This is a genomic window from Streptomyces sp. ISL-10 (assembly GCF_018614575.1).
Lineage (GTDB): Bacteria > Actinomycetota > Actinomycetes > Streptomycetales > Streptomycetaceae > Streptomyces.
In genome coordinates, this window is record NZ_JAGGOJ010000011.1 from 23,756 (window position 1) to 49,640 (window position 25,885).

Here is a 25,885-nt window from a genome sequence, read left to right on the forward strand (position 1 = left end):
TCACCGCCTGGGTGAGGCATGGAGGTGCCCGTGAGATTGCCTTACGGAGGCATTCCACCGTGTCAGTCGAGTTGAATCACACCATCGTCCACGCCCGGGACAACCGGGAGTCCGCCGAGTTCCTCGCGCACTTCCTCGACCTTGAAGTCGGAACCGAGTGGGGCCCGTTCATCCCCGTCGTGCTGAGCAACGGCGTCACCCTGGACTTCGCCGCGATCCCCGCGGAGGCGATCGTCATGCAGCACTACGCCTTCCTCGTCACCGAGGAAGAGTTCGACCAGATCTTCCGGCGCATCCAGGACGCCAAGATCACGTACTGGGCCGATCCGCACGGCAAGCAGCCCGGTGAGATCAACCGCAACGACGGCGGGCGCGGCATGTACTTCATGGACCCCGCCGGACACGGCATGGAGGTCATCACCCGCCCCTACGGCAGCGGTGAGCCGATCGCGTCATAACCGGACCGGCCGGCCGAGCGGCGCGTGAGGAGAACCTCCCCTCGCGCGCCGCTGTCACTTCCCCGCGTCCATCCTGCGGCGGAGTGTGGCGGCGAAGTCCTCGGCGGCCATCAGCTGGGCGCGCAGCGTCTCGCAGCGGGCGTCGGCCACCTTGCGGTAGGAGTCGAGGCGCTCACGCAGCCGCTCCTTCTCCTCGCCCGCCGGAGGATCGTCGGTGGCGGCGATCTTGTCCGTGATCTCCAGCAGGTCCCGCATCTCCTCCAGCGAGAAGTCCAGCGGCTTCATCCGGCGGATCACCATCAGACGCTCGACGTCAGCCTCGGTGTAGAGACGGAAGCCGCCCTTGCTGCGCGCGGAGGGGGCCACAAGACCGACTTCCTCGTAGTGACGGATCGTGCGCAGCGACAGACCGGTCCGCTCGGCCACCTCGCCGATCTGCATCTGCCGCTCAGTCATCGTCACGCCTTCTCCTTCTGCGTACCGCCGCATTCGAACGTTCGAAGTGATCCAGCATACGTGTCTGGAATCACATGATCCGAGGGCTTGTTTACCTGCACTTCACAAGCCACAGGTCGCACTCTCACCTCACGTCAGGGTAGAGTCTTGATCGAGGGCAGCCACGCTGTAAAGGCGCAGCCGAGGCCGCCCCGCCAGCGCGTGAGCCACGACCAGGCCCCTCGCCGGCACCCACGGACTTCCGGGCAATGATGCCCGACCGGCAGCCACCAAGGCTGCCACTCCCACCGGCAGGGCCCCCATCGAGGCCGGGCCGCCGGGGACTTCCGCCCCTTGTGCGGAGTCGAGTACGACGCGCGCGCGTCCAGCAGGTGGACGCACGCGCCCGAACAGAAACGGTTGCATGTCCTCACCGCTGTCCGCAGTCCCCAAGATGCGCATGTCCAAGCCCGACTGGCTCGCCTCCCCGAAGGTCTTCCGCACCGAGGTGCTGGCCGGCCTGGTGGTGGCGCTGGCCCTGATCCCCGAGGCCATCTCGTTCTCGATCATCGCCGGCGTCGACCCGGCCGTCGGCCTGTTCGCGTCCTTCACCATGGCCGTGGTGATCTCGGTCGTCGGCGGCCGCAAGGCCATGATCTCCGCCGCCACCGGCGCCATGGCCCTGGTCATCGCCCCGCTCAACCACGAGTACGGCCTCGGCTACCTGATCGCCGCCGTCATCCTCGGCGGCCTCATCCAGATCCTGCTCGGCGCGCTCGGCGTGGCGAAGCTGATGCGCTTCGTCCCGCGCAGTGTCATGGTCGGCTTCGTCAACGCCCTCGCCATCCTGATCTTCATGGCCCAGGTACCCGAGATGCACGACGTGCCCTGGCCTGTCTACCCGCTGATCATCGGCGGCCTGGCGCTCATGGTGTTCTTCCCGAAGATCACCACCGTGATCCCGGCACCGCTGGTCTCCATCGTCATCCTGACCGTCATCACCATCGCCGCCGGCATCGCCGTACCGACCGTGGGCGACAAGGGCGACCTGCCCTCCTCCCTGCCGGTGCCGGGCCTGCCCGACGTGCCCTTCACCATGGACACCCTGACCACCATCGCCCCCTACGCCTTCGCCTTCGCGCTGGTGGGGCTGATGGAATCGCTGATGACCGCCAAGCTCGTCGACGACATCACCGACACCCACTCCAACAAGACCCGCGAGTCCATCGGCCAGGGCATCGCCAACATCGTCACCGGCTTCTTCGGCGGCATGGGCGGCTGCGCCATGATCGGCCAGACGATGATCAACGTGAAGACGTCCGGCGCCCGCACCCGGCTCTCGACGTTCCTCGCCGGGGCCTTCCTGATGGTGCTGTGCATCGCCTTCGGACCGGTCGTCTCCGACATCCCCATGGCCGCCCTGGTCGCCGTCATGATCCTGGTCTCGGTCGCCACCTTCGACTGGCACTCCATCCAGCCGGGGACCCTCAAGCGGATGCCGCTGGGCGAGACCACCGTGATGGTCGTCACCGTCGCCGCCGTGGTCGCCACCCACAACCTCGCCATCGGCGTCGTCCTCGGCTCCATCACCGCCATGGTGATCTTCGCCAAGCGTGTCGCCCACCTCGCCCAGGTCTCCGGCGTCGTCGACCCCGACGGCAACCAGGTCGTCTACGCGGTCACCGGCGAGCTGTTCTTCGCCTCCTCCAACGACCTCGTCTACCAGTTCAACTACAAGGACGACCCGGACGACGTCGTCATAGACCTCACCGACGCCCACATCTGGGACGCCTCCTCGGTGGCCGCCCTTGACGCCATCGAAACCAAGTACAAGCAGCGCGGCAAGAAGGTCACCATCATCGGCCTGAACGAGCCCAGCGCGGACATGCACGAACGCCTCGCCGGCCAGCTCACCGCCGGCCACTGACACCGGCCGCCTCTCGCCGCGGACCACGGACCCACGGACCGCGGGCGCAGGCGGCCTTCTGCGCGCGGGCCGGGTCCGGGACAATGCCCTGACGATCCCGGAACCCGGCCCGCGTCACCTGCCCCCTCGGGACGACGGGGCAGCCGGGGAGGAGGAACACTGAGCCGCGTCACCGAGCCCTTCCGTTCCGAAGCCGATCCCACCACGCCTGCCGGGCCTTTGCCCGGCGGGCGTTTCCACGGCTGGCGCATCGTCGGCTACAGCGCCCTGGCCATGGCGATGACCGCGCCGGGCCAGACCACCGGCGTCTCGGTCTTCATCGACCCGCTCATCACGGACCTCGGCATCAACCGCACCCAGGTCTCCACCGCCTACCTGGCCGGAACACTCGTCGGCGCCTGCGCGATGCCGCTGGTCGGCCGCGCCATCGACCGCCACGGCCCGAGACGGGTGATCGCAGCCGTCGGAGCCGCCTTCGGCGCGATCCTGATCTCCCTGTCCTTCATCACCGGGATCGCCGGCCTGACCGCCGGGTTCGTCGGCATCCGCATGGCCGGACAGGGGCGCTGTCCCTGGTGGCGACCACCACCGTCGCGTACTGGTTCGACAAGCGACGCGGCCTGGCCCTCGGCATCACCAGCGCGGTGGGCACAGCCGGCATCTCCCTCGCCCCGCTCCTCGTCGAACGCCTGGTCTCCACGTACGGCTGGCGCCAGGCGTGGGCCATCGAAGGCATCGCTGTCTGGCTGATCGTCATCCCCCTCGCACTCTTCGGCATCCGCAACAGGCCCGCCGACCTCGGTCAGCACGTCGACGGCATCACCCCGCTCACCGGCGCCGCAGTCGACGCACCGCTGACCGGCTGGCCCCTGCGCCGGGCCCTGCGCACCGGCGCGTTCTGGGCCGTCGCCGCCTGCCTGGCCGCCAGCAGCATGCTCACCACCGGCCTGAACTTCCACCAGATCGCCCTGCTCGGCGAACGCGGCCTCACCCCGGTGGAAGCCGCCGCCAACTTCCTGCCCCAGACCGCCGCCGCCCTGCTCGCCGCCCTCGCCGCCGGCGCCCTCATCGACCGCCTGCCGCCCAAAACCGTCCTCACCGCCGCCATGACTATCCTGGCCTGCGCCGTGCTCTCCGCCCGCCTCGTCGAACCCGGCTGGACCGCCATCGGCTACGGCCTCCTGCTCGGCGCCTCGGGCGGCCTGCTCCGCGCCGTCGAATCCGCCACCCTGCCCCGCTACTTCGGCACCGCCCACCTCGGCGCCATCCGCGGCAGCGCCCACACCATCACCATCGCCGCCAGCGCATTCGGCCCCCTCGCCATCTCCGTCGGCCACGACCTCACCGGCCGATACGGCACCGCCCTCATCGCCCTCGCCGGCCTCCCCGCCGCCGCAGCACTCGCCGCCCTGCTGGTCCGTACACCGCGCTCGGCAGACCACGGCTGACCCGGTCACTGCCGGGGATGGAGACCCCTGTCACGTGCGTCGCCTGGCAGTGGCGGCCTCGGCTGCGGCGTGGGTCTCGTCGGCGCCCGGCGTGAGAACGACGCCACCACGCCGTCCAGCCGGGCCTGAATCACAGTGAAGTCGGCAGGATCAAACGCCCCTGCCGCTTCTCCTCTCCGCCCGAGCACGCTGCGCTGTTTACTGACAGGGAGGCTTCGGCTCGCGGGGAGGGAGCCGCACGTGGGCAAAGCGTCCACAGGAAAGAAGGCGGCCAGAACGGGCAGGACGCGGGACCACACCGTTCTCCAGATGTACTTGCGGCACTTCGCCGAACATCAAGGGCCCCGGCGGTACGAGCTGCGCGTGCGGCGCCTCGACAGTCCCGACCGGGCCTTCCCCGCGGCGCCGAGTGCGGTTTCCGGACCACGCGCCAGCGCAAGCGGCTCACTCACACCCAGGCGCCGTCCGAGGGCACCCCTGAGCTGCGCGAGGACGTCGCCCGGATCGCCGCCAACAACCCCCACCTCCTCGTGGGCGTCGGCCGTGAGGGTGGTGCCGATGTCTACTCTTGTGCCCTGGAGCTTCATGGCGCATGGGGAGAAGGAAGGCTGACCGGTGAATGACCGGGGAGTCGTCGATCCCTGGGAACGGCAGGCGTACGAGTCTCCCCAGGCGTTCGAGGCGTTTGCGGCGTACCGCGACTTTGGCCCGGTGCGGAGTGTCACGAAGGTGGCACGGGAGTTGGATAAATCCCGTGCGCTGATGGGCCGGTGGTCGCGGCAGTTCGCATGGGTGATGCGGGCTACGGCCTACGACCGGGAGCAGGACCGTTTGTTCCTCGCGGAGCAGGCGCAGGCGCGGCGGGACATCGCCCGTAGGCATGCGAAGTTGGCGCAGGCCGTGCAGAGCAAGGCAGTCGCGCGGCTCCAGACACTCGACCCGCGGGAACTGTCGCCATCCGAGTTGCTGCGCTACATCCAGGTCGCGGCGGAGATCGAACGGCGGGCCGTGGGTGAGGCCCCGGTGGCCGGGGCGGTCGAGGACCGGGACCAGGGCGCGGACGTGGCGGCGCTGTCGGATGAGGAGCGCCGGGCCCGGATGGACCAGCTGCGCCGGGAGTTGGAGCGGCGGCTGTCGGAGGGTGGGAAGTGAGCCGGGGTCGGGCCAAGCGCGGCTTGGTCGAGGGGTTCGCGGACCCGTCGGTGATGAGCGAGGAGCAGCTTCGGGCCGAGGTCGCGGCGCTGGTGCGGGCTGATGAGCTGTCGGCGCGGCGGTGGGCGTGCGAGGTCCCGGACTGCGACGGGCTGCCTCACGCGGGGTGGCTGCATCACCATGCCCGTGCGGCGCAGCGGCGGCCGTTGTGGCTGTGGACGGTGTGGATGCTGCTCACCGGCCGTGGCTGGGGGAAGTCGCGGACGGCGGCGGAGGCGGTGCGGGATTGGGCGCAGACACCGGGGCAGCAGATCGCGGTGGTGGCGAAGAACGCGACGCTCGTGCGGGACATCTGCTTTGAGTCCCAGAAGTCTGGGCTGTTGTCGGTGTTCCCGCCGGAGGAGATCGCGAAGTACACCTCGTCGCTGGGCGAGACGACGCTGCGGCTGAAGAACGGCACGCTGATCCGTGGCTTTGGTGCGGAGACGCCGGACAACCTGCGTGGCTGGGCGTTCGACAAGGCGTGGGCGGATGAGTACGCGGCCTGGTCGCGGCACACGGCGCAAGAGGTCTACGACATGCTGTGGTTCTGCCTGCGTGAGGCGGACACCCCGCAGGTCGTGATCTCCACGACGCCGAAGCCGCTCCCGCACGTCAAGAGGCTGGTGGAGCGTGGCCGGGCGCAGGAGAAGGCGCACCGGGAGGGTGGTGCTCCGCCTCGGGTGGTGCTGACGCGCGGGCACATGCGGGAGAACGACGCGAACCTGAGTATGGCGGCGCGGGAGGAGCTGGAGGAGGAGTACGCCGGCACCAGGTTGGGTCGGCAGGAGCTGTCGGGCGAGCTACTCGAGGACGTGGAGGGCGCGCTTTGGCAGGGCTGGATGCTGGAGGTGGAGGGCTTTCGGTGGAGGCCCGAGCATCTGCCGGACCTTCAGCGGGTGGTGGTGGCTGTGGACCCGGCGACCAAGAGCCACGAGAACGCGGACATGACGGCGTTCACGGTGGCGGGGCGCGGCTTTCCGGTGGAGTCGATGTTCGGGGACGACCGGCCCCGCGGGTATCTGCTGCACTGCGAGCAGGATCGGCATACGCCGACGCAGGCGATGAAGCGGGCCGCTGCGCTGTACCACGAGCATCGTGCGGACTGCGTGGTCATCGAGGCGAACAACGGCGGTGACTACCTGCCTGCGCTGCTGGAGCAGGTGGACCCGACGGTGAACTGGCGCATTGTTCATGCGACGCGAGGGAAGAGGGCGCGGGCTGCTCCGGTGGCGCAGTTGTACGAGCAGACGCGGGTGCATCACGTGGGGGCGGCGCGGGTGTTCGCGGAGTTGGAGGAGCAGATGACGACGTTCGTGGGTCAGGGTGAGACGGAGGACTCGCCGGACTTGCTGGACTCGGCGGTGTGGGCGCTGTGGGATCTGTTCCTGGATCCGACGATGCCACCACCGCGTGGGGGTGATGATCAGCGATTGAGTGGTCGGCGCTAGATCAACGAGGCGTAATGTGGCTGGTGTTGAAGGGGCGGCGGGGTGGAGGTATGCACCGATATCACTGGCCGGAGGGCGTAGCGCGACGGGTCTTCGGAGTTGCGGTCGATGAGGCCGAGAAGAAGGCGCTGCTGTTTGACAGCGATAGTGACCGAGATGAGCGGGTCCGGTGCTTGGTCGCTGAGTGCCTCTTCGACGAGGACTTGGACGACCTGATGGAGTTTCAGCCTGCTGCGGTATGGGATGACTCGCGCTCCGGGTGGCCGATGGTCTGGGCGGGTTTGCTTTTGGATATCGGTTGCGTGACCGACTTGCCCCGATGGCGGCCGTCGGGGAAGCGGGTGGTGCACGCGGGGTTCGTGCTCCTCGATTCGGGGGGAACCCACTCGGGTCGGGTTGAGCGAGTGGTGAGCTTGCGACCGGTGGTTGAGCTATCCCGAGGGTGGAGTGGAGAGTGCCTTACTCGGCTGCGTGATCTGCACGAGTTCATGGAGAAGGGCGTGCCACTGGACTGGGCTCTTGCGGTGCTGGACGACTCGGCTCTATAGCGACGATTAGGCTGACGGTGGCGCGGGGCCGACCTTCCGGGAGTGGATGTGGGCCTGCGCCAGCTCGTGATCGATGCGTGGTCGTGGCTGAACTACAAGCCAGTGATGGCGGATGCCGGGCGTCCGGGCAGCCGCGCGTTTCCGGAGCTGGCCAAGACGTGGGTGCCGCCGCATGAGTTGCGGCGGTTGGCCGCGTACAAGGTGCTCGCGTCGTACGACTCTAACCAGGCGGGGCAGCTCGCGGCGGCTGGTGGCGATGCGGGCGCACTGGAGCGCCGGGAGCTGGGTGACGCGGCGAACCTGGTGGACACCGCGCTCGGTTACCTCCTCGGCTCGGAGCAGAAGGTCGCCGTCGAGGGGGCGGAGCATGCGGATGAGGCGACGCCGACGCCGGGTGCGGCGGAGGCCGCCGCGGTGCAGGAGCGGCTCAGGAAGTGGGCGGACAAGGAGCTGCTGACGTTCCGTGTCCAGCAGGCGGAGCGGGCGGCGGTGCTGCTCGGGGACAGCGTGATGGCGCTGGCGTGGAACCCGCAGAAGCAGCGGCCGACGCTGCGCGCCTACGATCCGGGGTTCTTCTTCCCGCAGTGGGACGACGAGGACGACGACTTTCCCACGCAGGTGCATCTGGCGTGGGACCTGCCGGCGGATGACGATGCCGGGTTGAAGGCCCGGGTGCGTCGGGTGACGTACGAGCTGGGGCCGATATCCGAGGACGGCGGGGAGGACGGGGACGGCGGCAGCGTGGCGGGGCGCACGTATCCGTGGGAGCCGGGCCGGGTGTCCAACGTGACGTGCTACCTCACCGATGCGGAATGGCTGCTGGATGATCTGAAGAACGGGGAGGCGCTGGACCGTCTGCCGATGGGAAAGGCGAGCTTTCGGGTGCGGGCGGACGGCACGGAGCTGAACAGGCTGGACCTGATGATCGACTTCGTGCCGGTTGTGCACATCGCGAACACGATCCCGGACGGCGGCGAGCACTGGGGCCGGTCGGTGCTCGCGCGGGTTCTGCAGGCGCTGGATGAGCTCGCGGCCACAGACTCCGACAGCTCGGCGGCGTCCGCGACGACGGGCACGCCGATCATCGGGCTCGCGGGTGCGCGGTTGCCCGTGGACCGGGCGACGGGCAGGCCGCAGGAGCTTGAGGTGAAGGCCGGTGCGGTGTGGCAGCTCGGCGAGACGGGGCGGATGGACGCGCTGGACACGTCACCGCAGTTGGCTGAGCTGCGGGCGCGGGTGGATCACCTGCTGGAGCGGATCGCGGCGAACTCGCGGGTGACGGCGGCCGGGCTGGGGACGCTGGACGCCACGGAGGTGCCGTCCGGGTATGCGCTGAAGTTGGCGCTGGGGCCGCTGGACGCGCTGATCGGCATGATGCGGCTCGCGCGGGAGCACAAGTACCGGCTGCTGTTCAAGATGGTGCAGCGGCTCTATCAGGCCGGGCGGGCGGAGGGCTGGACGGCCGGGGAGACGCTGCCGGCGCGGCTGTCGTGGGCGCCGCACACGCCGACCGACCGGGGCGCGGTGCTGGAGGAGGTCGTCAAGGCGTACGGGGCGGGGGTGTTGTCGCTGGAGACGGCCGTGATGATGCTGCTGGAGGCCGGGTATCCGATCAAGGATGCGTCGCAGGAGGTAGAGCGGATCAGGGCGAAGGCGGAGCAGGACGCCGCAGCGAGGCGGGGTGCGCAGGCTCCAGAGGACGGGAACGGCCAACAGGCCGACGGCGAGAGGGCCACACAGGTGTTGTCGACTGGGGCTACGCATTGATCGTCCGACCTGGGTCGGATCCTTCCGTGTTCGATTGCCAGTTGGGCCGGACTACCGCTGTGATGGTTTCAACTGGTGCAGCGAGAGGGGCGTTCTGTGCTGACGGTTCGCACGCTTCGGGTAGCTAAGGACGAGGCAAGGCGGGCTGTGGAGCCCTTGGCGGCGCCGGGGGCGTTCGTCAGGCCGGAGGATCCGCCGGACCGACTGGCGAACACGATGTGGGTGGGTGCGGTCGAGGCATTGGGGTGCCTGGGACTCAAGGCGGGCACCGAGGCAACGACCGGGGCCCTGGCCGCGGCGATAGCAGGGCGGCACACCATCAGTGGGGCGCAGGTTCGCGGGGACGGTGCGGCGTTCGACCTGACGTTTCTGGTGCCGCCATCGGTGTCCTGGGTCTGGGCTCAGGCAAGAGCGGATCTGCGCGTCAGGGTGGAGAAGGCGGTCGTTGACGCCGCCTACCACTCCCTTCAGTACCTGATCTGGAAGCTGCGCGGCGACAACGGCGCGTCTGTCCCCGGGTTTGCCGCTGCTGTGGCGCTCCACGCGGTCGGGCAGCCCCGGCCCCAGGCGCCGCCACCGCCGTTGCTGCATGTGCATAGCTATCTGGTCGGTGTCCTTGACGAGTTCGGGGAACTGCGCGGCCCACGGCGGTCGTCGCTGTTCGAGGACGATGTGCTCCTCGCGAGTGGTGCCTTTGGCCGGGCGAAGCTGGCCGAGGACCTGCGTGGGCTCGGGTTCGGTACGGAGGTGGTTAGCGGCCGCGACGGCAGCCTCTCCTTCGAGATTTCGGGCGTGCCCGAAGGACTGCTGCGGGTGGGGGACTCGGCGGATAAGGGCTGTGCGGGTTTGGGGCAGGAGACCGACCGTGATCCGTGGGAGAGCGATCTCGGGGACAGTGACCCGTGGGAGACCGATCCATGGGAGAGCGGCCCGTGGCGCAACCGCTGACGACGTATCTGGTCGGTGTCGGCGTCCGGTGCCTCAGTACTGCATGGCCTGATCGTGGTCCCGTCGGACGGCTGGCCCGGTCACCGACCGGGCTTGCTCGCTAGGGGCCTGCCTGGCCATCACCCCAGGTGAAGAATCTGTGTACGGGCAGGTTGTAGATGGATGCTCGACTGTCGGCGGCGATGGCTACACTGATCGGCAGCGCGGGGGCGCGCTCTGGAGGAGATGTATGGTCCGGCCCCTGCCGCCTCGCCGTCCTGTGGGCTTTCGCCGTGATGGGCGGCCGATCTACCCGATTCTCGGTGCCTCTTCGGAGGACGAGACGAACGACCAGCAGCTGGATGAGGGCACCGACGCGGGTGGCTCGGATCAGCAGGTCACTGTGACCCAGGACCGTCTGGGGAAGCTGCTGACGCGGGAAAAGGCCCAGGGTGAACGAGCCGCGATCAAGCGCCTGTTGTCCACACTCGGGTTCGACACCCCGAAGGCCCTGTCCGAGTTCGTGTCCACGCAGCGGGAGGCCGAGCAGGCCGCGCTGTCGGAGGTGGAGCGCCGGGAACAGGTAGCCCAGGAGCGAGAGTTGCAGGCTGCGCGCCGGGAGGAGTTGGCTGCCGAGCGGGAGCGGGCCGCGCTTCGCCGAGCCGCTTTGGTGGCGCTCGGCGCGGAGGGCGATGACCTGGTGGACGCGGAGCGTCTACTGACCATGGAGGACGAGGACGCGGACGAGGCGCACATCCAGTCGGCGGCCGAGGCGCTTCGAGCGCGCCGTCCGGAGCTGTTCGGGGAGGTCCGCACGGCGGTGCCGGCGGCTCCTGCGGGCGCACCGGCCGGGCGCGGCCCCACCCGCACGAACCCGGTGTCGAAGCCTGGTTCAGCCGGGCTGGAGATGGCCAAACGGCGGGGCCTGATCCCCGAGTTCCGCGAGGCACCTGCCCAGTAGTCCGGGCCCAGATCTTGGGGACCACGCCCCTTCGACTTCGTGGACGGCATCGCCTCCGTGGGCGGTGTGCGGATTCTGACCGCAGCGTCCATGGAGACACACATGTCCATCCAGCCCGTATCCAAGTCCGAGTACACGACCGCCAACCGCGAGTGGCTGGCGTCCCTGCACGGCACCGACTCTGTCGACACGATCACCCTCGACCTCAACCTGTTCTGCGAGGGCACGCACTACGTGTGCGGCGACGGGTGCGAGCCGTACGGCCGGGTGCTGTCCGGTGTGCCGGTCGGCAGGGTCGCGGAGTCCGGCCTGTACGGCCCGTACGACCCGGAGGCGCACTGCGGCCGTCAGATCCTGCGCGGCTTCGTGATCGCGGAGGCGCCGTTCGCTCCGGGGCAGACGCGGGTTCCGGCCGCGCTGCTGTGGCACGGCGCGGTGCGCGCGTCGAAGGTGCCGGGCGGCATCGATGTGTCCGAGCTGGTGTGGCACCCGCGTGCCGCGCAGATCCGTTTCGTCTGAGCGGCGGTCTGAGCTGTGACGATTCAGGACTTGCTCAAGGACGTCTCGGTGATGGACCTGACGACGTTCGCCAGGGCCATCCCGTCCCCGAAGGACTTCCTTCTCACCCAGTCGATCTTCCCGAACGTGGAGATGCGGGAGGTGAAGTGGCGTACGAAGGACTCCGGCCGGTACGTCAACGTCGCGAAATACCGCGCGTTCAACGCGAGCGTGCCGTTCGCGACGCGTGAGGCGTGGCAGACGTCCCGTGAGGGTGCGCTGCCCGCGCTGGGTCAGAAGCTCGTCGTCTCCGAGCAGGAGCAGATCCTGCTGGAGGCGTCGCACGGCTCGGATCAGGACCGGCTGATCGAGCTGCTGTATGACGATGTGGAACGGCACGTCGAGGCGATCCGGTCCCGGCTGGAACTGGCGGCCGGCGATGTCCTCCTGGACGGCCGGTTCACGCTGGAGCAGGAGAACGGGCTGACGCTGGAGGTGGACTGGAACGTTCCCGCCGAGAACATGCCGGTCGCCTCGCGGCCGTGGTCGGACCCGGCCTCCGACCCGATCGCGGACGAGCTGCGGTGGATCCAGCACCTGGATGACATCGGCGCCCCGGAGCCCGAGCTGGTGATCACCAGCCGCAAGGCGTTCAGCTACCTCGCGGCGAACAACAGCTACAGGGCGGCGTACTACGGCAGCGTGAACCCGTCGACCACGCCGACGGCGACGCTCACCCCACAGCAGATCAACGTGGTGCGCGGAAACTACTCGCTGCCGCCGATCCAGTTCTACAAGGCCCAGGTCCGCGTCGACGGCAAGCCCCGCAAGGTGCTGCCGGAGGACCGGTGGATTCTGGTGCCGCCGGAGCGGGAGAAGTGGGCGCAGACCATGTATGGGGTGACGGCGGAGGGCCTGGTGCTGTCGCGCGGGTCGAACCCGGAGATCCTGCGTGAGGACGCTCCCGGCCTGATCATCACCCGTGGTGTTCAGGATGACCCGGTGCAGATCTGGACCAAGGGGGCCGGGGTCGCGATGCCGGTCATGCACACCCCGGACGCGCACATCGTGGCGAAGGTCCTGTGATGGCGGGCCGCGGGCGGCTGAAGGCCGCGGTGTACGTACAGGACCCGGCCACCCGGGAGGAGCTGATCCTGCTGCCGGGCGAGTCCCCGGACCCGGAGGTGGCCGAACTCATCACCAACCCGGACGCGTGGGATGCGGTACTCGAGGAGAGCGAACCGGAGCCGATCGCGGTCGGCGAGCCGGAGCCCACCGAGAAGGACAGCGCCTCGGAGGCGGCGGGAGCGGAGGCCGGCGGCGGGGCGAAGAAGCCGCAAGCCCGGCGTTCCCGCTCGTCCGGATCGTAGATATGTTGTCCGTACGGCCCGTCACCAGCATCCCCCGTCTGGTGACGGGTCGTACTTCGTTCGACGAAGGAGTCCCTCGTGGACGAGTTCCAGAGGTCGTGGCTGCTGGCGCAGCTCGGCCCGGACACGGACCCTGCCGACCTGGAGCGCCGGTTCTTCCGGCTGCGGTCGGCTCGGGCGGTCGCGCTGGAGGTCCTGGGCGAGCGGCGCGCGAAGCTCCTCGCCGATCCGCTGAAGGTCACCGTGGATGGCGTGGTGACCATGGACTTGCAGGAGAATCTGCGTGGCATCGAGCGGCAGATCGAGCAGGTCCGCCAGGCTCCTGCGCCGGATGATCCGGAGGATGGGGACGAGGTGGATGAGGCGCTGGCGGTGACATGGTTGGTGCCCGTGCGCCGCTACCGGTAGGTCCTGGGTCCGGAGACGGGCGACTGATCCTTGAGACACCGCTCGATGTGTTTTGCTCCCGGCCCCTGGATTCCGGGACTATGACGGCATGGCCTCGTTGAAGCAGTTTGAGCCCGCGTCCGGCACTCGTGATTTCCTCGCCGCAGAGCATGAGAGGCGGGAGCGCGCGTTCGCGACGATCCGGGAAGTGTTCGCCCGCTACGGTTTCCAGCCCCTCCAGACGCCGGCGTTCGAGCGGCTGGACGTCCTTACCGGCAAGTACGGCGACGAGGGCGACAAGCTGATCTTCAAGATCCTCCGCCGGGGCGAGCATGAGGCGACCGGTGAGGCTGATCTTGCTCTGCGCTACGACCTCACGGTGCCGCTGGCTCGCGCGGCGGCTGCCTACGGCAGTCAGCTGCCCTCTCCGTACAAGCGGTACGCCATCGCTCCGGTGTGGCGTGCCGACCGGCCGGGCAAGGGGCGCTTCCGCGAGTTCGTGCAGTGTGACCTGGACGTCGTGGGGTCCTCCTCGCCGCTGTCCGACGCCGAGGTCGTTCTGGCCCTCCACGACGCTTTGGCCGCGCTCGGAGTGCCGGAGTTCCGGTTCCTGCTGAACTCCCGGCACGTGCTGTTCGGCCTGCTGGAGGCGTACAACGTTCCCGCGGACCTCGGCTCCGGCGTGCTGATCACCCTCGACAAGCTCGACAAGCTCTCACCAGAAGCCGTCGTCGACGAGCTGGTCTCCAACCGTGGGCTGTCGTCCGAGGTGGCGCGGGGCCTGGTGGACGACCTCACCTCGCCGGACGCGGTCGAGCGGATCCGGGGAGAGCTGAAGTCCAGCGAGATCGGTCAGGCGGGCCTTGCGGAGGTGGACCGGCTGCTGGAGCTGACGAAGGACGCCATCCCCGCCGAGCGCATCGGGTTCACGCCAAACCTCGTGCGCGGCCTCGACTACTACACGGGGATCATCTTCGAGGTGGTCGCCCCGGGCATGCCGGGGTCGATCGCGTCCGGTGGCCGGTACGACGGACTCATCGCTCGGCTCGGGGGCAAGGACTCACCCGCCTGTGGCGGCTCGCTGGGCATCGAACGCATCCTGCCGCTCCTCGAACAGGCCGACGAGGGCAGCTACTCGCAGATCGACGTGGCCGTCACGGTCATGGGCGAGGACCTGGCAGCGGACAGCTTCCGGGTGGCGGCTGAAATCCGCCGCGCCGGGGTTCGAACAGGTGTTTACCTCGGGTCCAGTGGGAAGTTCGCCAAGCAGATGAAGTGGGCCAGCGATCAAGGGGCCCGCTTCTGCGTGATCTACGGCAAGGCGGAGCGCGATGCCGGAACGGTCACGCTGCGGGACATGGACAGCGGCGAGCAGGTCCAGGTCCCGCTTGATCAGGCTGCTGCGGAACTCGCGCGGCGGTGCGCACCATCCAGTTGACGCGCAGCGGGCCCTGTCCGCTGCCGACTTTCGAGGAGGAGCGGATGGGAACGCAAGGCGATCGGATCTTCGAGGTGACGGCTGAGCGTGGGTTTCCGGACCCGTGGCTCAGCTTCGGGGACTCACTGTGTGACGAGGCGGCTCTCAGCACGGAGTTAACCCGGGCGATCAGCAAGGCCCGCAAGGAATCCACGTCCGAGGCGCGTACCGAGGCCGCTCGGGTCTTCCAGGCGAAGAAGGCGAACCTTCGCCGCTGCGCCGGGATCCTCGATCAGGTGCTCGGCGACTACGACGCCTCCGGCATGTGGACCGTCCTGGACGAGCGGGCCGGCAGGCTCGATGTCGCGGACGTGCTGGAGACCTGGGGCCGCACCCAGGCACTCCACCCCTTCCCCGTCGTGCTCCGAAGCCTGGAGTTCAACTGGGGCTACATGAAGGAGCACGGCGTCCGGGCGTTCTACGAGATGACGCGCGGCTACGTCTCGCGTCTCCAGGAGAACACCGACCGGTGGCAGGACGCCTGGCGCGGTGAGGTCGAAACCGGGGTCGTGGACCGGATCACGTCCATCGAATGCGACCTGGCCAGCATCGAGGCACCGATGCATTGCGACGTGTGCAAGAAGACGATCACGGCGCTGCTATACCTCGACGAGTAGTTCAAGGAGGGCCCCGCTAGCTGACGCAATGCGCCCCCGACTCCGAAGCAATCGGAGCGGGGGCGCAGCAGCATGGAGTGCTATCAGACCACGCCGTTTCGCTCGCCGTTGACGAAGTTCTGCCAGATGTCCGCGTCGAAGACCAGGGCTCCTCGTTCGCGCGCCTTGGTGTCTCGTACGGCCTGTCGGCCGGAGCGGAGCTTGCCGCGCTCGACGCAGCCGTTGTCGGTGCCGCTGTGGCTGCTCTTGTGCTAGAGCGCGCCGTCCAGCTCTCGGATATCAGTCATAGGCTCTCCTTCGCACGTCGTCCGTGGAGCGGCTATACGTCGAACTCGCCGTCGCGGACGCCGAGGGTGAACGCCTTCCACTCAGCTGCCGTGTAACGGAGCGGTGGGTCCTCCGGGCAGGCCGCGTTCCGCATGGCCACCGCGCCATGGGGCAGGCGTGCGATCTCGACACGGTCGTGCGGGTCGCTGCCTGGAGCACCCAGCCACTCGACGTCGCTCAGGTCGAGTGAGTAGAGGGCGGACTTGTCGGGGGAATCGCTGCTCACGCTAGAGCTTGCCGTCCGCTACGGCCGTCACGAACTCCTGCCACACGGCCGGAGCGAACGCGTGAGCTCCCAGCTGGCGGTTCTTGCTGTCGCCAGCGGCGACGTAGCCATCGGCGGTCTTCTGCTTCTGGACGCAATTCCCCCCGTTATCGGTGCTGTAGGAGGACTTGTGCCACCTGTCCTCGGGGAGGTCGTGCCGCATCATCTGGTGCCTGCCTCAAGTCTTGTTCAGATCTCGCGCCGTTTGCGAGATCAGATCCATGGATTGTCGTGACGGTAGAGCTGAAGCTCGGAGTTGGTCAAAAGCTAGCTGGTACCGCTCGACAGGACCATCCTCCTCCAGATAAAGGGCCCCGTCGAGGTACTCCTGCCTGACCACATCCAGATCCATGGGGTCGGGGTAGCTGAAGATGCTGAAGGCGCCGTCGAGGCCCGCGTGCCATCCCTGTCCGAAGGGGATGACCTGGATTGAGAGCCGGGGCGGGTTGTTCAGCTCGATCAGCCGCTGGAGTTGGCCCGCCATGATCTTCGGGCCGCCGATGATGCGCCGCAGAACTGCCTCGTCCAGGACGCAGACTACCTGCGGTGCGTTCTCTCGCAGTATGTCCTGTCGACCCATCCTTACGGAGACGTACGACTCGATCTGCTCATCGGATGCCGTCTTCTCCACCCCGCGGATGGACTCCTCGGCGTACTCGCGCGTCTGGAACAGTCCGGGGATGAGTAGGGGCTGGAAGAGGAGGATGCGGACCGCGTCCGACTCGATGCTCAGTTGCTCCTGGAACATCTCCTGAAGCGTGTCGCTGTACTGCGCCCACCAGCTCTTACGCCGCCCTTCGCGCGCCAAGGTGATGAGCGCGGTCTTGAGCTTCTCGTCCTCGACGCCGTAGAGCCCGAACAGGGCTTCGATCTCCAGCTTGCTGACGCCCTGTCGACCATTCTCCTGTCGAGAGATTTTCGACTTGTCGCCGCCGATGCGATCGGCTGCCTGTTCCGTCGAGACCCCGGCGGCTTCGCGCATCCTTCTGAGTTCGCCGCCGAGCCTGCGGCGTCGGACCGTGGGCCGTGGATGACTGGGCAACTTGGCTCCCTTCCCGGACGTGATGGGCACCAGTGTGTCGTATGGAGCCACGGCCCCTCCAACAGTTGTCATATGCCAGTGAGTTAGGCCGCTTCTTGAGAATCTGCAACTGTGTAGCTGAACGGGTTGCGATAACAGCATAGGCGGGTCCACTCTGTTGTGCGTTACACATGGCGCTTGGGGGGTCACAGAGCGTCGGCCCATCGCTATGCGCTGTTCAGGGCGCTGGAGGAGCCATGACCGTCATGGCAGAGGTAGGCACGAAGCAGTACAGGCAAGAGTTGACCGTCGACCTGAAGCAGCTCGGCCGCGTACGACGGATCGTCAGTGCACATGTGCGGTCTTGGGGTTGGGCCCCGATGGTGGACGTGGCGGTCATGTGTGTGACGGAGCTGCTGTCCAACGTGAGCAAACACGCCGACTCCAACGAGTGCGTACTCCTCCTTCAATCGTCAGCGTCCGGAGTGCGGATCGTCGTCAGTGACGACAGTCCGGCGCTCCCCGTGGTGCGCGAGCCGGACTGGAGCAGCGAGAACGGGCGAGGGATGTTCCTCCTCGCCGCGACCGCCGACGCCTGGGGTGCCGCGCCGACCGGCAACGGCAAGGACGTGTGGGTCGAGTTTCGCGCCGAGGAGGTTGCCGTATGAGCACATCAGCTCTTCGCGCCGGGCGCGCTGATAACAGCGTCGACACCATGTCCAGCGTCCTGGCCAGGCTGCACGACAACTTCCTCGCGGAGAACCTGGACGACGACCTGGACGCGATCCTCGGCGCACCGGCGGGACCGACAGGAGTCGCCGGCAGTCGCCAACGACGGCCTCCCCGGCGTCGGTTGTTGGGTCAGCTCTTAGGGATCGTTCGCCGCAGAATCGACGAGCCTCCCAGCGACGGGCAGTCCGAGGTGTTCAAACGTGCCGAGCATCTGACTCGGACGCTGGGCCAGCTCGTGACCATCGCCCAGCAGCGAGCTGGCAGAGCGCCCAGCCTCGAACTGGACAAGGCCATCAGGGAAGCAAGCCTCTTCCACGCTCGCTCGGTAGCCGAAGACACGGTCGATCAAGCACACCTGCGGCGCCTGGCCATGACCACTCTGGACCTGCTCGACCAACTGGCCATCGATGACGACGAACCGGTGCCGACCTTCGGCTCGGCCGATCCGGGCCAGGGCAGGTGGTCAGCTTGACTCAGCCGTTGCTCCGAACCTACGGGTGCCACCGGGACTACGACGGCCCTGGCCGAGAACTCCTCGAACCCCTGAGCGCCACCACACCGTTCCCGGGCCGGGCCATCGTCTGGATGCGCGAGTCGGTCCGCGAAGTCCTGACCGAGCTCGACCGCCCGACGTTCGGAATCGCCTGGGCGTGGCTCGGCAACCACCAGGCGGCGGGAGCTGCCGTCCAAGAACTGCGGCAGGGGCGCCCCTACACCTTCTCCCTGAAGACGGCCGTCGGCCGCTGGAGCTGGAGCGCGTATCCCGTCGCCGTCCTCACGGTCATCGACTCTTGCTCCAACTCCTCGCTCATGATCCGGGAGTTAGCGCCGGCCGGTGCGATCGGTGGCCCTCCGTGACGTGTGACCGCCCTCGTCCCCACCGTTCGCGAACGACCGCCAGTACGGAGCCTGACCATGACAACTGAACCTCAGCGGCAGGACATCGCCAGCGACCTCCTCGACCGCGCCGAGAAGGCACGCGAGTTCCGGAGCAAGCGATCCCGTGACCAGCTCAGCCAAGCCGAGATCAGCATGGGCCGACACGGCGACCACGCCAACGCTCAGGTCCTGCGCCGTGTCGTAGCCGATCACGGGTGGCCCGGCCGGAGTCTGGTCGGCGAGGACGCTGCCGACGCGGCATGGCAGATCGTATTGCACGCCGATCACCTCCCGGACTTCCAGCGCCTGGCGCTCCGGATGATGGTCACCGCCGTAGAACGCGGAGAGGCGACCATCCAGCAGTGGGCGCATCTCCACGACCGGTGCAGCATCAACTCCGGCACCGCGCAGACCTACGGCACGCAGTACCGCATCGGCCCCAACGGAGTGGAGGCCCTGCCGGTCCGGGAGCCGGAACGCCTCGACGCGCGCCGCGCCAGTGTCAGCCTGCCACCGTCCGCGGCCGCGTACGAAGCCCTGCGACGCCGCCACGCCCGCGAGCCGGAGACCGAGCAGGCCCGGGACGACGACTCCGCGACGGCCGAACTTCTCGGGAGTGCTGCATGACCACGGCCGGCAGCCTCGTCCGCTACGACCTGCGAGGCCCGCTAGCCTGCCTCGCGCTGCGCACCACCGCCACGTAGACGGCCTGCTCCTTCCGCCAATGGGCGGTGCTCCAAACTCCCTCTCCGGCCAGCCACGCGCTGTTCCCCCGCAGTGTCGAGGCAGGCCGGAGAGGGGCCTCCCTTCGTCCACACAACCGTCGATGAGGAACCGCATGTGCCAGCAGCACCAGCCGCCCTGTCCGCCAGCCGACTCCGCAGACCGGGAGGCGGCCCGCCTCGTTGCACATCACCCTGAGCAGGGCTGGAGCCTATTGTGCAACGGCGTCCTGCTCTTCGAGGACACGGGGGAACTGCTACCCGATGGCCAGGTCGTCGCACCGCACCGCCCGGCCATCGTCGAGCTGGGAGCGGCCGTATGACACCGCGGACTCAGGTGCTGACGGCTTTCCCCTCGCCACAGTGGTCCAGCAGCACCAGTTTGATCGGAACTTGGTCCCGATCACGCGCCCGAGCTCAGCGCGCTGTCGAGGTACGCCTGCACCGGTTCAAAGAGGCCGTACGGCACGTACTCGGGAATTTCGGCGAGCCTGACCCACGCAACTTCGGCCAGCTCGTCGTCGTCCGCGACGTATGCAGTCCCGGACTCCACGGCGCAAGCGACGTACGACATGCTCCGGCCCGTCTTGGGGTGCACTCGTTCGCCGAGGACCTTGAGGGCAGTCACCTGCATGCCGACCTCTTCGCGCGTCTCGCGCACGGCTGCCTGCTCCGAGGTCTCACCTGCCTCGATCTCGCCGGCGGGGAACTGCCAGGACAGCTGGCCTTCCGCAACACGGCGTCGGACCATGAGCACGCCACCGTCCTGGACCACGATCGCGGCGGCGATGCCCGGTCGCTCTGCTGCCGTCTGCTCGGTCATGCGTCTTCCTCCAGTGCTGCCAGAATCGGCGGGTAGATCGTGTCAGCGGAAATGAAGCGGCCTACTGCACTCTTAGGTGCCCACGTCACATCCACGTTCTCCACGACGTCACTGTTCGTCGCGTCCCCAGCCAGGTACTCGCACAGGAAGTACACGCAATGCACGCCTGTTACTGGGTGGACACGCTCACCGAGACTTCGTCGGACAGCGCAGTGCACGCCCGTCTCGTCCAACGTCTCGCGGACCGTCGCGGTCTCCGGCTTGACGCCCGGCTTGATGACGCCTGCGGGGAACTGCCAGGTGATCCCCGATGCATCGTCGCCGCGGCGGCAGACCAGAAGGACCTCATCTTCGCGGACGACCACGGCAATCGCGACGCGTAGGGCTTGCGCCTGCGGGCCCAGAGCCTCTGTCCCCCTGCTGTCGGAACCAGCGACCAGCAGGGCGAACCGTTGGCGGACAGTGGCCGGTGCGCTCTCGAAGACGGAGTCGAGCAGCTGCTGCATCTCCGAGCGCGGTGTCACGTCCGGGTCGGAGTGCCAGGTGGCGACCGTACGGGGCGAGATCCCCAGTCGGTCGGCGAATGCCTCGCGGGTCAAGCGGAGAGCGGATTGGAGCATGCATGCACGGTGGCCGGTCCAGACGTCGATCACTTCCATCGCGGACCTCACGCATCGGGTCGGCAAGGTGCATGGTCAATGTGCCGTAGATGCACGCTTGTTGCACTGGCAGTTCATGGTGGGGCGGGCCGAACACCGGTTGACTCTTAGGCGTGCCGCCCCAAGACCGCACCGCCCGCCTCGTACGGATGCCCGAGTGGTGAGCGTGCAGCCGCCCGAGCATGTTAGAGGAAATCCTTTTGAAGATCAGCGAGTTGGCGGTGCGCATGCGGTCTTGGCCTGATGTGCGCCCCTTGTTGGCGCGCACACCCTGATCCGCCGCCCTGGGCGTGACGTCACGCTCTGAGCCCCGGGCGGCAGTCGGCCCGTGCCTGACCCCCGTCGGGCACGGGCCGGCACCCAGCATCCAGACACCAACGGAGGGAGGACGGCATGGAGGCCACCGCAGACATGGGCCCCACGGACGTCAGTCCTACCGCGGTCGCGCACGCCTTCCACGCCGCAGCTTCGGACGCTCCGGCCGAGCCGCCCCGGTGGCTCCGGCGCGGAGTCGAAGTCATCGACGGCGCCACCGGCCGCAAGGGTGTCGTGCAAGATGTGGCCGTCGTGGCGCCAACCCACCGGCCTCCGAAACGTGCCTGGCTCCGCCCGGTGCGCGGCGGATGCGAGTGGACGCCGAAGATCGCCGACCTCAGCCCCTGCCCCGACAACGGCGGCGGAGCGGCAGCATGAAGCCGCTCACCTTGTGGGGACGCTTCGAGTGGGCCACGGGCTCCTGCTTCCGCTGCGACGGGCAGGACACCGAGGTCGCGGTCATCGGGTCGATCAGCGCACGAGGCATCGACGTGCTGATCACCGCGTGCCGCCGCTGCGTGTTCCATCTGGAGCAGCTGCACTGGACGCTCTCCGAGCGCCAGCACCAGACCTCAACCCGTCTGCCGGAGGCAGCATCCGTTGCGAGGACGCCCCCGCTGCACCAGCCGTCGACAGATCGCGGTCGGCCGTCCCGCAGGCGCCGCCGCTCAGTGGCCCAGTGGAGCACTGTTTTTCGACTGTCGAATGCATGCGTGAGAGGGGTGGGTCAGCACCGCCAGTCGTAGCCCAACTGCCAGGCAAGATCGGCCTATCCGGCGCAGGTAACCTCAGTCCTGACGCGCTGAACGTCCGTCATATCACCCGCGTGAGAGTTGAAAGGGAACCCATGGCGCAGGAGCAGGAACAGAAGGTGGAGCGCACACTTGTGCTCCTCAAGCCCGACGCACTCGTGCGGGGCTTCGCCGGGAAGATCATCGCCCGATTCGAGGACGCGGCGCTCAAGATCGTCGGGGTCAAGATGAAGCAGATGGACGCCGAATTCACCCGGCGCCACTACTTCGACCTCGAAGAGCGGCTAGGTGCCGAGGTGTATGAGTTCACCGCCCGGTTCATGCAGCAGGGGCCGGTCATCGCCTTTGCACTCGAAGGCTTCGACGCCATCGCCACCGTCCGCAAGATCGTTGGCGGCACGTACCCGAACGAGGCTCCGGCCGGCACGATCCGGGGCGACTTCTCGCACTACAGCAAGGGGGCCAGCGTGGCCTCGGGCAAGGCGGTGGCGAACCTCGTGCACGCCTCCGGCAACGCGGAGGAGGCCCAGCAGGAGGTGGAGCTGTGGTTCGACAAGGACGAACTGCACGACTACCGCACGCTCTCAGAGATCTTCACCTACTGAGCATGGCGACGTCACCACTGGGGCTTCGACGCGTTGAGCACCACCCGGCACCACCGTTAGCAGAGAGGGCACCATGACCAACCAGACCCGCGCCGCATCCGTCCTGGAGCTGGAGTCAATCTTCCAGCAGGAGCTGGCGACCGACCGATGGGCGGCGACAGAGAGCGCCTACGCGCTGGCCTCCCGCTACCGGGACGAGGGGGACTGGGGAAAGTCCCGCGAGTGGGTGAAGCAGTGCCTTGAGCTCCTTGACGGCTTCCCCGCCGACACGATGGAGCAGGTGGCCACCACCCGCACTTCCGTCGGCGGCGTCGCACTGCCGAACTACCTCCACGAGGGTGTCGTGCGTGACCGCTTCGGCGAACTCGCCTGACCTCCCCGTGCACCGCTGAGGCGGCGGTGCGACTGCACTCACGCTGACCGCACCGCCGCCCGTGGACAACCTCACACAGCACACCTACCCGAACCAGCCAGGCCCCCTCCTGCGCGGGTTCGGCCGGATCAGCCATGCCCGAAGAAGGGACCAGACCGTTGCCCGTAGAGATCGAAATGCGCGCACGATTCGACGAAGAGGCCCACGACCGCCTGGTCGACCGCCTGGAGCAGGAGGGCAGCGACCTGGGCTGCGACGACAAGCGCATCTACTTCTACGTCCTGCCGGACAAGCTCCTGAAGGTCACCGACAACACCGCCGCCGGGTCGGCGAAGATCACGCTCAAGCACAGCAAGATCGGCCAAGGCGTCGCGTTCCCCGAGACCGAGATCGCCATCGCCCGCGAGGACGTACCCGCAGCCGTGCGGGTCTTCAACGCCCTGGGCTTCGAATCGCAGATGCATCAGGCGTTCAACCGGCGCCACAACTACCGCTTCCGCGGGGTGGAGATCGCCGTCAAGTGGAGCGAGGCGTGGGGACATCACGCCGAATTCGAAGTGCTGCTGGACGACAACGCGAGTGACGCCGCCCAGCGGGAGGCCACTGACCGCATCGTCGCAGTGGCCAAAGAACTGGGCGTAACGCTAATGACCGAGCAGCAGCTCGCCGACTTCACCGCCGCGTTCGAGGCTGCCGAGCAGGCCCGGAAGGCCATCCCTGCGGAGATCGAACCCCAGACCTGAGCATCATCCTTTTTCGCCACCGAGGGGGTAGGCCCGATGAGCACCACCCCGCCGGCCGACAGCCTGGTCGAGCTGGCTGCACGCAAGCAGCTTCCGCACCACCAGTACACAGACCACGCCACCGTGCGATGGATCGAGGCCAACCGGCCGGACTTCCCGGAGGCTCCGGCGCACGAGCTTCGGGTCACCTCCCAGCGGCTTCTGTACCGGTCGGCCATCCCCGTCACCTGGATGGCCGAACCGAAGCTCGCCGACTCCTTGCACGGCATCCGCCACGCCATGCGTACCGCCACGCTGGCCGCACTCCTCGCTGAAGCCACCGGCCTGCCCCAGGACGACACGGCCACGCTTGTCCTGGCAGCCGCCTTCCACGACTGCCGTCGCCTGCACGACAAGGACGACCGCGGTCACGGCGCCCGCGCAGCCGTGTGGCTAACGGACAACGCCGACACCGTATGGGCTCACTTCCATCTGACAGCCACACCCCAGCGCATCGACGCCGCAGCCACTGCCGTGCGCCTGCACGAAGTTCCCTACGACGCATTCGCGCCGGACGATGCGGCCGACCACGCCCGCGCCCTGCACATCACCGACCTACTCAAGGCCGCCGACGCACTCGACCGCTACCGCCTGCCAAAGCTGTCCTGGTGGCCCGACAGCTCCCTCGTACGCACGCCTGCCTTCGACGCACTCCGGTCCACAGCCTTCGAACTCGTCGTGGCGTCCGAGGCAGCCCACCTCGCTGGCTTCGAGAGCGCCGATTCGGTGTTCAAGGCACTGGAGCAGCGGGGGTTAATCAGCTGATGGGCACCCACGACGGATACCACCTGTGGGCTGACGCCCACGCCTTCTTCGACTCCCCTCTGATACCCGGCACTACCGATCACGCCGACCCGCTGGGGCAGCAGACCGCCGCGTGGGAGTCCCGGTTGGCAGAGGACACCCCCAACGGGGGCCTGCTGCGCAGCAACGCCCTGTTCGATGCCCTGAACGGGGACGGCCCGCTTCACCTGCTGCACGTCACCCACGCCCTGGAGGAAATCAGCCAGCACGGCTTCCTCTACCCCTCCGGCGGGTGCCTGGTCGGCAGTATCTACTGCGCACCGCTGACCGCCAGCGGCAGCGGGTTTCGCATGCACAACCTGGCCGAGTACGTCCTGAACAAGGAAGCGCCCGCTTTTGTGGCCAAGGTCGGGGACTCAGGCCGGACGCCAACTCCGCTGATCTTCGAGATCACTCGGCCCCGACGTGCCTATCGTGGGCTCGCAGGAGTGGACTACCTTCGGCTCGGCTCGATCCACCTCAGCATCTACAGCCATCTCGAATACCTGCTTTCCACCGCCGAGCGGTACGAGCTACGCGAGACCGTCGTCAGCCGCACCAAGAACTCCACCGCGTTCCTCGCCCTCGCGGCAGCGATCGTCTTCGAAGGCGCCGACGTCGCGCCAGCCGTGTTCCTGGAGCTGCTGGACGAGACGATCCCGCGCCTGCCGATTCTCGGCTACCTGTACTTCGAGGTCCTGGCCGAGTACCTGATGCTTCACTCCACCAGCCAGCAGACCCAACGGCTCGCCGAGCGCAGCGAGTTCAACAACTGGCTCTACAAGGACATGCTGTTCGTCACCCTGGACATGGCGGGCAAGTTCGACCTGGCGAAGTTCCGCCCGGCCCCGATGGCGTTCGACGCGCTCCTGGCCCGCGTGGACGCCACCGTGGACGCCGCTCATGCCCGCGCGTATCTGCGTGACCGGATCAGCTACCTCGTCGCAGCGAGGCTCTTCACTCCCGGGCAGGTACCGGAGTCCTGGCACCACACCCGCTGGGAGTTCGACAGCCTTGCCGCCCACCTGGGCCCGCTACTCGGCCACCTCATCCACCGCGAACTGCGGACCTTCGGCCGCTACCCGGACTTCTACTTCTACTTCGACCAGCACAAGGCGCTCCAGGCGTGGAACTACTGGAACCACATGGACGTCTTCGCGCCCTTCAACGGCACGATGCCCAAGGGCGAGGTCGGCATCAACCCGGCCTACCCCGACCTCGAGTACCGCATCTGGCGGGCCGAGCAGGACGACGCCGGCCGCGTCCACCCCGTCGAGCAACTGAACCTGACCATCACACCGCGTCTCGTGGACATCAAATACACGCTCATGCGCAACAACAAATGGTCAGTCCCCGAGCCCTCAGTCAGCTGACCCACAGGGAGC

General features: G+C 67.9%; 32 protein-coding genes and 2 pseudogenes. 27 read left to right on the forward strand and 7 right to left on the reverse strand.

All coding sequences use genetic code 11. The features are described 5' to 3' along the window. Positions 1–59: 59 nt before the first annotated feature. Positions 60–458, forward strand: a complete 399-nt coding sequence (locus J7E88_RS12655; RefSeq protein ID WP_215180253.1) for a VOC family protein — start codon at positions 60–62, stop codon at positions 456–458. Positions 459–512: 54 nt separating this feature from the next. Here the strand turns inward: J7E88_RS12655 and J7E88_RS12660 are convergent, their stop codons facing one another. Beyond that, positions 513–914: a MerR family transcriptional regulator gene (locus J7E88_RS12660; protein ID WP_215181473.1), complete on the reverse strand. Its 402-nt coding sequence runs from the start codon at positions 912–914 to the stop codon at positions 513–515. Between the two features lie 403 nt (positions 915–1,317). Between J7E88_RS12660 and J7E88_RS12665 the strand changes: the two genes are divergently transcribed. The 14 genes and pseudogenes from J7E88_RS12665 to J7E88_RS12725 all read left to right on the forward strand — a co-directional run bounded on the left by J7E88_RS12665 (position 1,318) and on the right by J7E88_RS12725 (position 15,462). Next, on the forward strand, positions 1,318–2,820 hold the full coding sequence (locus J7E88_RS12665; RefSeq protein ID WP_215180261.1) for a SulP family inorganic anion transporter: 1,503 nt from the start codon (positions 1,318–1,320) through the stop codon (positions 2,818–2,820). 330 nt (positions 2,821–3,150) lie between these two features. Further along, positions 3,151–3,309, forward strand: a pseudogene (locus J7E88_RS37410) (MFS transporter); the annotation flags it as partial. Between the two features lie 86 nt (positions 3,310–3,395). Beyond that, positions 3,396–4,268, forward strand: coding sequence for an MFS transporter (locus tag J7E88_RS12670; RefSeq protein WP_251022546.1), 873 nt, complete (start codon positions 3,396–3,398; stop codon positions 4,266–4,268). 615 nt (positions 4,269–4,883) lie between these two features. Next, a complete protein-coding gene (locus tag J7E88_RS12675; protein WP_215180263.1) occupies positions 4,884–5,420 on the forward strand; it encodes a hypothetical protein in 537 nt (178 codons plus the stop codon). Then, positions 5,417–6,910, forward strand: coding sequence for a terminase large subunit domain-containing protein (locus J7E88_RS12680; protein WP_215180265.1), 1,494 nt, complete (start codon positions 5,417–5,419; stop codon positions 6,908–6,910). Before J7E88_RS12675 ends, J7E88_RS12680 begins: the two co-directional genes overlap by 4 nt. A gap of 590 nt (positions 6,911–7,500) precedes the next feature. Next, positions 7,501–9,225 carry a phage portal protein gene (locus tag J7E88_RS12685; protein ID WP_215180267.1) on the forward strand — a complete coding sequence of 575 codons (1,725 nt, stop codon included), beginning with the start codon at positions 7,501–7,503 and terminating at the stop codon, positions 9,223–9,225. 96 nt (positions 9,226–9,321) lie between these two features. Beyond that, positions 9,322–10,173, forward strand: coding sequence for a relaxase domain-containing protein (locus tag J7E88_RS12690; protein ID WP_215180269.1), 852 nt, complete (start codon positions 9,322–9,324; stop codon positions 10,171–10,173). 229 nt (positions 10,174–10,402) lie between these two features. Beyond that, on the forward strand, positions 10,403–11,113 hold the full coding sequence (locus J7E88_RS12695; RefSeq protein WP_215180271.1) for a hypothetical protein: 711 nt from the start codon (positions 10,403–10,405) through the stop codon (positions 11,111–11,113). A 102-nt stretch (positions 11,114–11,215) separates the two neighbouring features. Further along, positions 11,216–11,632, forward strand: a complete 417-nt coding sequence (locus J7E88_RS12700; RefSeq protein ID WP_215180273.1) for a head decoration protein — start codon at positions 11,216–11,218, stop codon at positions 11,630–11,632. 15 nt (positions 11,633–11,647) lie between these two features. Next, positions 11,648–12,697, forward strand: a complete 1,050-nt coding sequence (locus tag J7E88_RS12705) for a major capsid protein (protein WP_215180275.1) — start codon at positions 11,648–11,650, stop codon at positions 12,695–12,697. Then, complete coding sequence (locus J7E88_RS12710; RefSeq protein WP_215180277.1) at positions 12,697–12,981, forward strand: hypothetical protein; 285 nt, start codon at positions 12,697–12,699, stop codon at positions 12,979–12,981. The genes J7E88_RS12705 and J7E88_RS12710 overlap by 1 nt, the downstream gene beginning before the upstream one ends. Before the next feature lie 78 nt (positions 12,982–13,059). Continuing rightward, positions 13,060–13,389, forward strand: coding sequence for a hypothetical protein (locus J7E88_RS12715; RefSeq protein WP_215180279.1), 330 nt, complete (start codon positions 13,060–13,062; stop codon positions 13,387–13,389). Between the two features lie 88 nt (positions 13,390–13,477). Next, complete coding sequence (hisS, locus tag J7E88_RS12720; protein WP_215180280.1) at positions 13,478–14,806, forward strand: histidine--tRNA ligase; 1,329 nt, start codon at positions 13,478–13,480, stop codon at positions 14,804–14,806. Between the two features lie 44 nt (positions 14,807–14,850). Further along, complete coding sequence (locus tag J7E88_RS12725; protein WP_215180283.1) at positions 14,851–15,462, forward strand: hypothetical protein; 612 nt, start codon at positions 14,851–14,853, stop codon at positions 15,460–15,462. Positions 15,463–15,545: 83 nt separating this feature from the next. Here J7E88_RS12725 and J7E88_RS35795 read toward each other — a convergent pair. The 4 genes and pseudogenes from J7E88_RS35795 to J7E88_RS12745 form a co-directional block, all read right to left on the reverse strand. Then, a pseudogene (locus J7E88_RS35795) lies at positions 15,546–15,701 on the reverse strand (DUF397 domain-containing protein); the annotation flags it as partial. A gap of 80 nt (positions 15,702–15,781) precedes the next feature. Further along, the gene (locus J7E88_RS12735; RefSeq protein ID WP_215180285.1) at positions 15,782–16,015 is read right to left on the reverse strand and encodes a DUF397 domain-containing protein; all 234 of its coding nucleotides are present in this window, start codon (positions 16,013–16,015) and stop codon (positions 15,782–15,784) included. A gap of 1 nt (position 16,016) precedes the next feature. Next, a complete protein-coding gene (locus tag J7E88_RS12740; RefSeq protein ID WP_215180287.1) occupies positions 16,017–16,220 on the reverse strand; it encodes a DUF397 domain-containing protein in 204 nt (67 codons plus the stop codon). Between the two features lie 12 nt (positions 16,221–16,232). Beyond that, positions 16,233–17,126, reverse strand: coding sequence for a helix-turn-helix transcriptional regulator (locus J7E88_RS12745; protein ID WP_308307486.1), 894 nt, complete (start codon positions 17,124–17,126; stop codon positions 16,233–16,235). Between the two features lie 215 nt (positions 17,127–17,341). Here J7E88_RS12745 and J7E88_RS12750 point away from each other — a divergent pair, with 215 nt between their 5' ends. The 5 genes from J7E88_RS12750 (at position 17,342) to J7E88_RS35800 (ending at position 19,731) form a co-directional block, all read left to right on the forward strand. Then, positions 17,342–17,743 carry an ATP-binding protein gene (locus tag J7E88_RS12750; RefSeq protein WP_251022547.1) on the forward strand — a complete coding sequence of 134 codons (402 nt, stop codon included), beginning with the start codon at positions 17,342–17,344 and terminating at the stop codon, positions 17,741–17,743. Further along, a complete protein-coding gene (locus J7E88_RS12755) occupies positions 17,740–18,279 on the forward strand; it encodes a hypothetical protein (RefSeq protein ID WP_215180293.1) in 540 nt (179 codons plus the stop codon). Before J7E88_RS12750 ends, J7E88_RS12755 begins: the two co-directional genes overlap by 4 nt. Next, on the forward strand, positions 18,276–18,665 hold the full coding sequence (locus J7E88_RS12760) for a hypothetical protein (RefSeq protein ID WP_215180295.1): 390 nt from the start codon (positions 18,276–18,278) through the stop codon (positions 18,663–18,665). Before J7E88_RS12755 ends, J7E88_RS12760 begins: the two co-directional genes overlap by 4 nt. Before the next feature lie 57 nt (positions 18,666–18,722). Then, positions 18,723–19,313, forward strand: a complete 591-nt coding sequence (locus J7E88_RS12765; RefSeq protein WP_215180296.1) for a DUF6624 domain-containing protein — start codon at positions 18,723–18,725, stop codon at positions 19,311–19,313. 211 nt (positions 19,314–19,524) lie between these two features. After that, the gene (locus tag J7E88_RS35800) at positions 19,525–19,731 is read left to right on the forward strand and encodes a DUF5999 family protein (RefSeq protein ID WP_251022607.1); all 207 of its coding nucleotides are present in this window, start codon (positions 19,525–19,527) and stop codon (positions 19,729–19,731) included. Positions 19,732–19,811: 80 nt separating this feature from the next. Here J7E88_RS35800 and J7E88_RS12770 read toward each other — a convergent pair whose 3' ends face one another. Both J7E88_RS12770 and J7E88_RS12775 read right to left on the reverse strand, forming a co-directional pair. After that, positions 19,812–20,231, reverse strand: a complete 420-nt coding sequence (locus J7E88_RS12770; protein WP_215180298.1) for an NUDIX hydrolase — start codon at positions 20,229–20,231, stop codon at positions 19,812–19,814. Further along, positions 20,228–20,890: an NUDIX hydrolase gene (locus tag J7E88_RS12775; RefSeq protein ID WP_215180300.1), complete on the reverse strand. Its 663-nt coding sequence runs from the start codon at positions 20,888–20,890 to the stop codon at positions 20,228–20,230. Before J7E88_RS12775 ends, J7E88_RS12770 begins: the two co-directional genes overlap by 4 nt. Before the next feature lie 393 nt (positions 20,891–21,283). Between J7E88_RS12775 and J7E88_RS12780 the strand changes: the two genes are divergently transcribed. The 7 genes from J7E88_RS12780 to J7E88_RS12810 all read left to right on the forward strand — a co-directional run bounded on the left by J7E88_RS12780 (position 21,284) and on the right by J7E88_RS12810 (position 25,873). Beyond that, positions 21,284–21,583, forward strand: coding sequence for a hypothetical protein (locus J7E88_RS12780; protein WP_215180302.1), 300 nt, complete (start codon positions 21,284–21,286; stop codon positions 21,581–21,583). Next, a complete protein-coding gene (locus J7E88_RS12785; RefSeq protein ID WP_215180304.1) occupies positions 21,580–21,951 on the forward strand; it encodes a hypothetical protein in 372 nt (123 codons plus the stop codon). The genes J7E88_RS12780 and J7E88_RS12785 overlap by 4 nt, the downstream gene beginning before the upstream one ends. 101 nt (positions 21,952–22,052) lie before the next feature. Continuing rightward, complete coding sequence (locus tag J7E88_RS12790; protein WP_215180306.1) at positions 22,053–22,562, forward strand: nucleoside-diphosphate kinase; 510 nt, start codon at positions 22,053–22,055, stop codon at positions 22,560–22,562. 73 nt (positions 22,563–22,635) lie between these two features. Continuing rightward, complete coding sequence (locus J7E88_RS12795; protein ID WP_215180308.1) at positions 22,636–22,935, forward strand: hypothetical protein; 300 nt, start codon at positions 22,636–22,638, stop codon at positions 22,933–22,935. A 158-nt stretch (positions 22,936–23,093) separates the two neighbouring features. Next, positions 23,094–23,678: a CYTH domain-containing protein gene (locus J7E88_RS12800; protein ID WP_215180310.1), complete on the forward strand. Its 585-nt coding sequence runs from the start codon at positions 23,094–23,096 to the stop codon at positions 23,676–23,678. Positions 23,679–23,714: 36 nt separating this feature from the next. Next, the gene (locus tag J7E88_RS12805) at positions 23,715–24,482 is read left to right on the forward strand and encodes a hypothetical protein (RefSeq protein WP_215180312.1); all 768 of its coding nucleotides are present in this window, start codon (positions 23,715–23,717) and stop codon (positions 24,480–24,482) included. Further along, on the forward strand, positions 24,482–25,873 hold the full coding sequence (locus J7E88_RS12810; RefSeq protein ID WP_215180314.1) for a hypothetical protein: 1,392 nt from the start codon (positions 24,482–24,484) through the stop codon (positions 25,871–25,873). Before J7E88_RS12805 ends, J7E88_RS12810 begins: the two co-directional genes overlap by 1 nt. Positions 25,874–25,885: the final 12 nt, after the last annotated feature.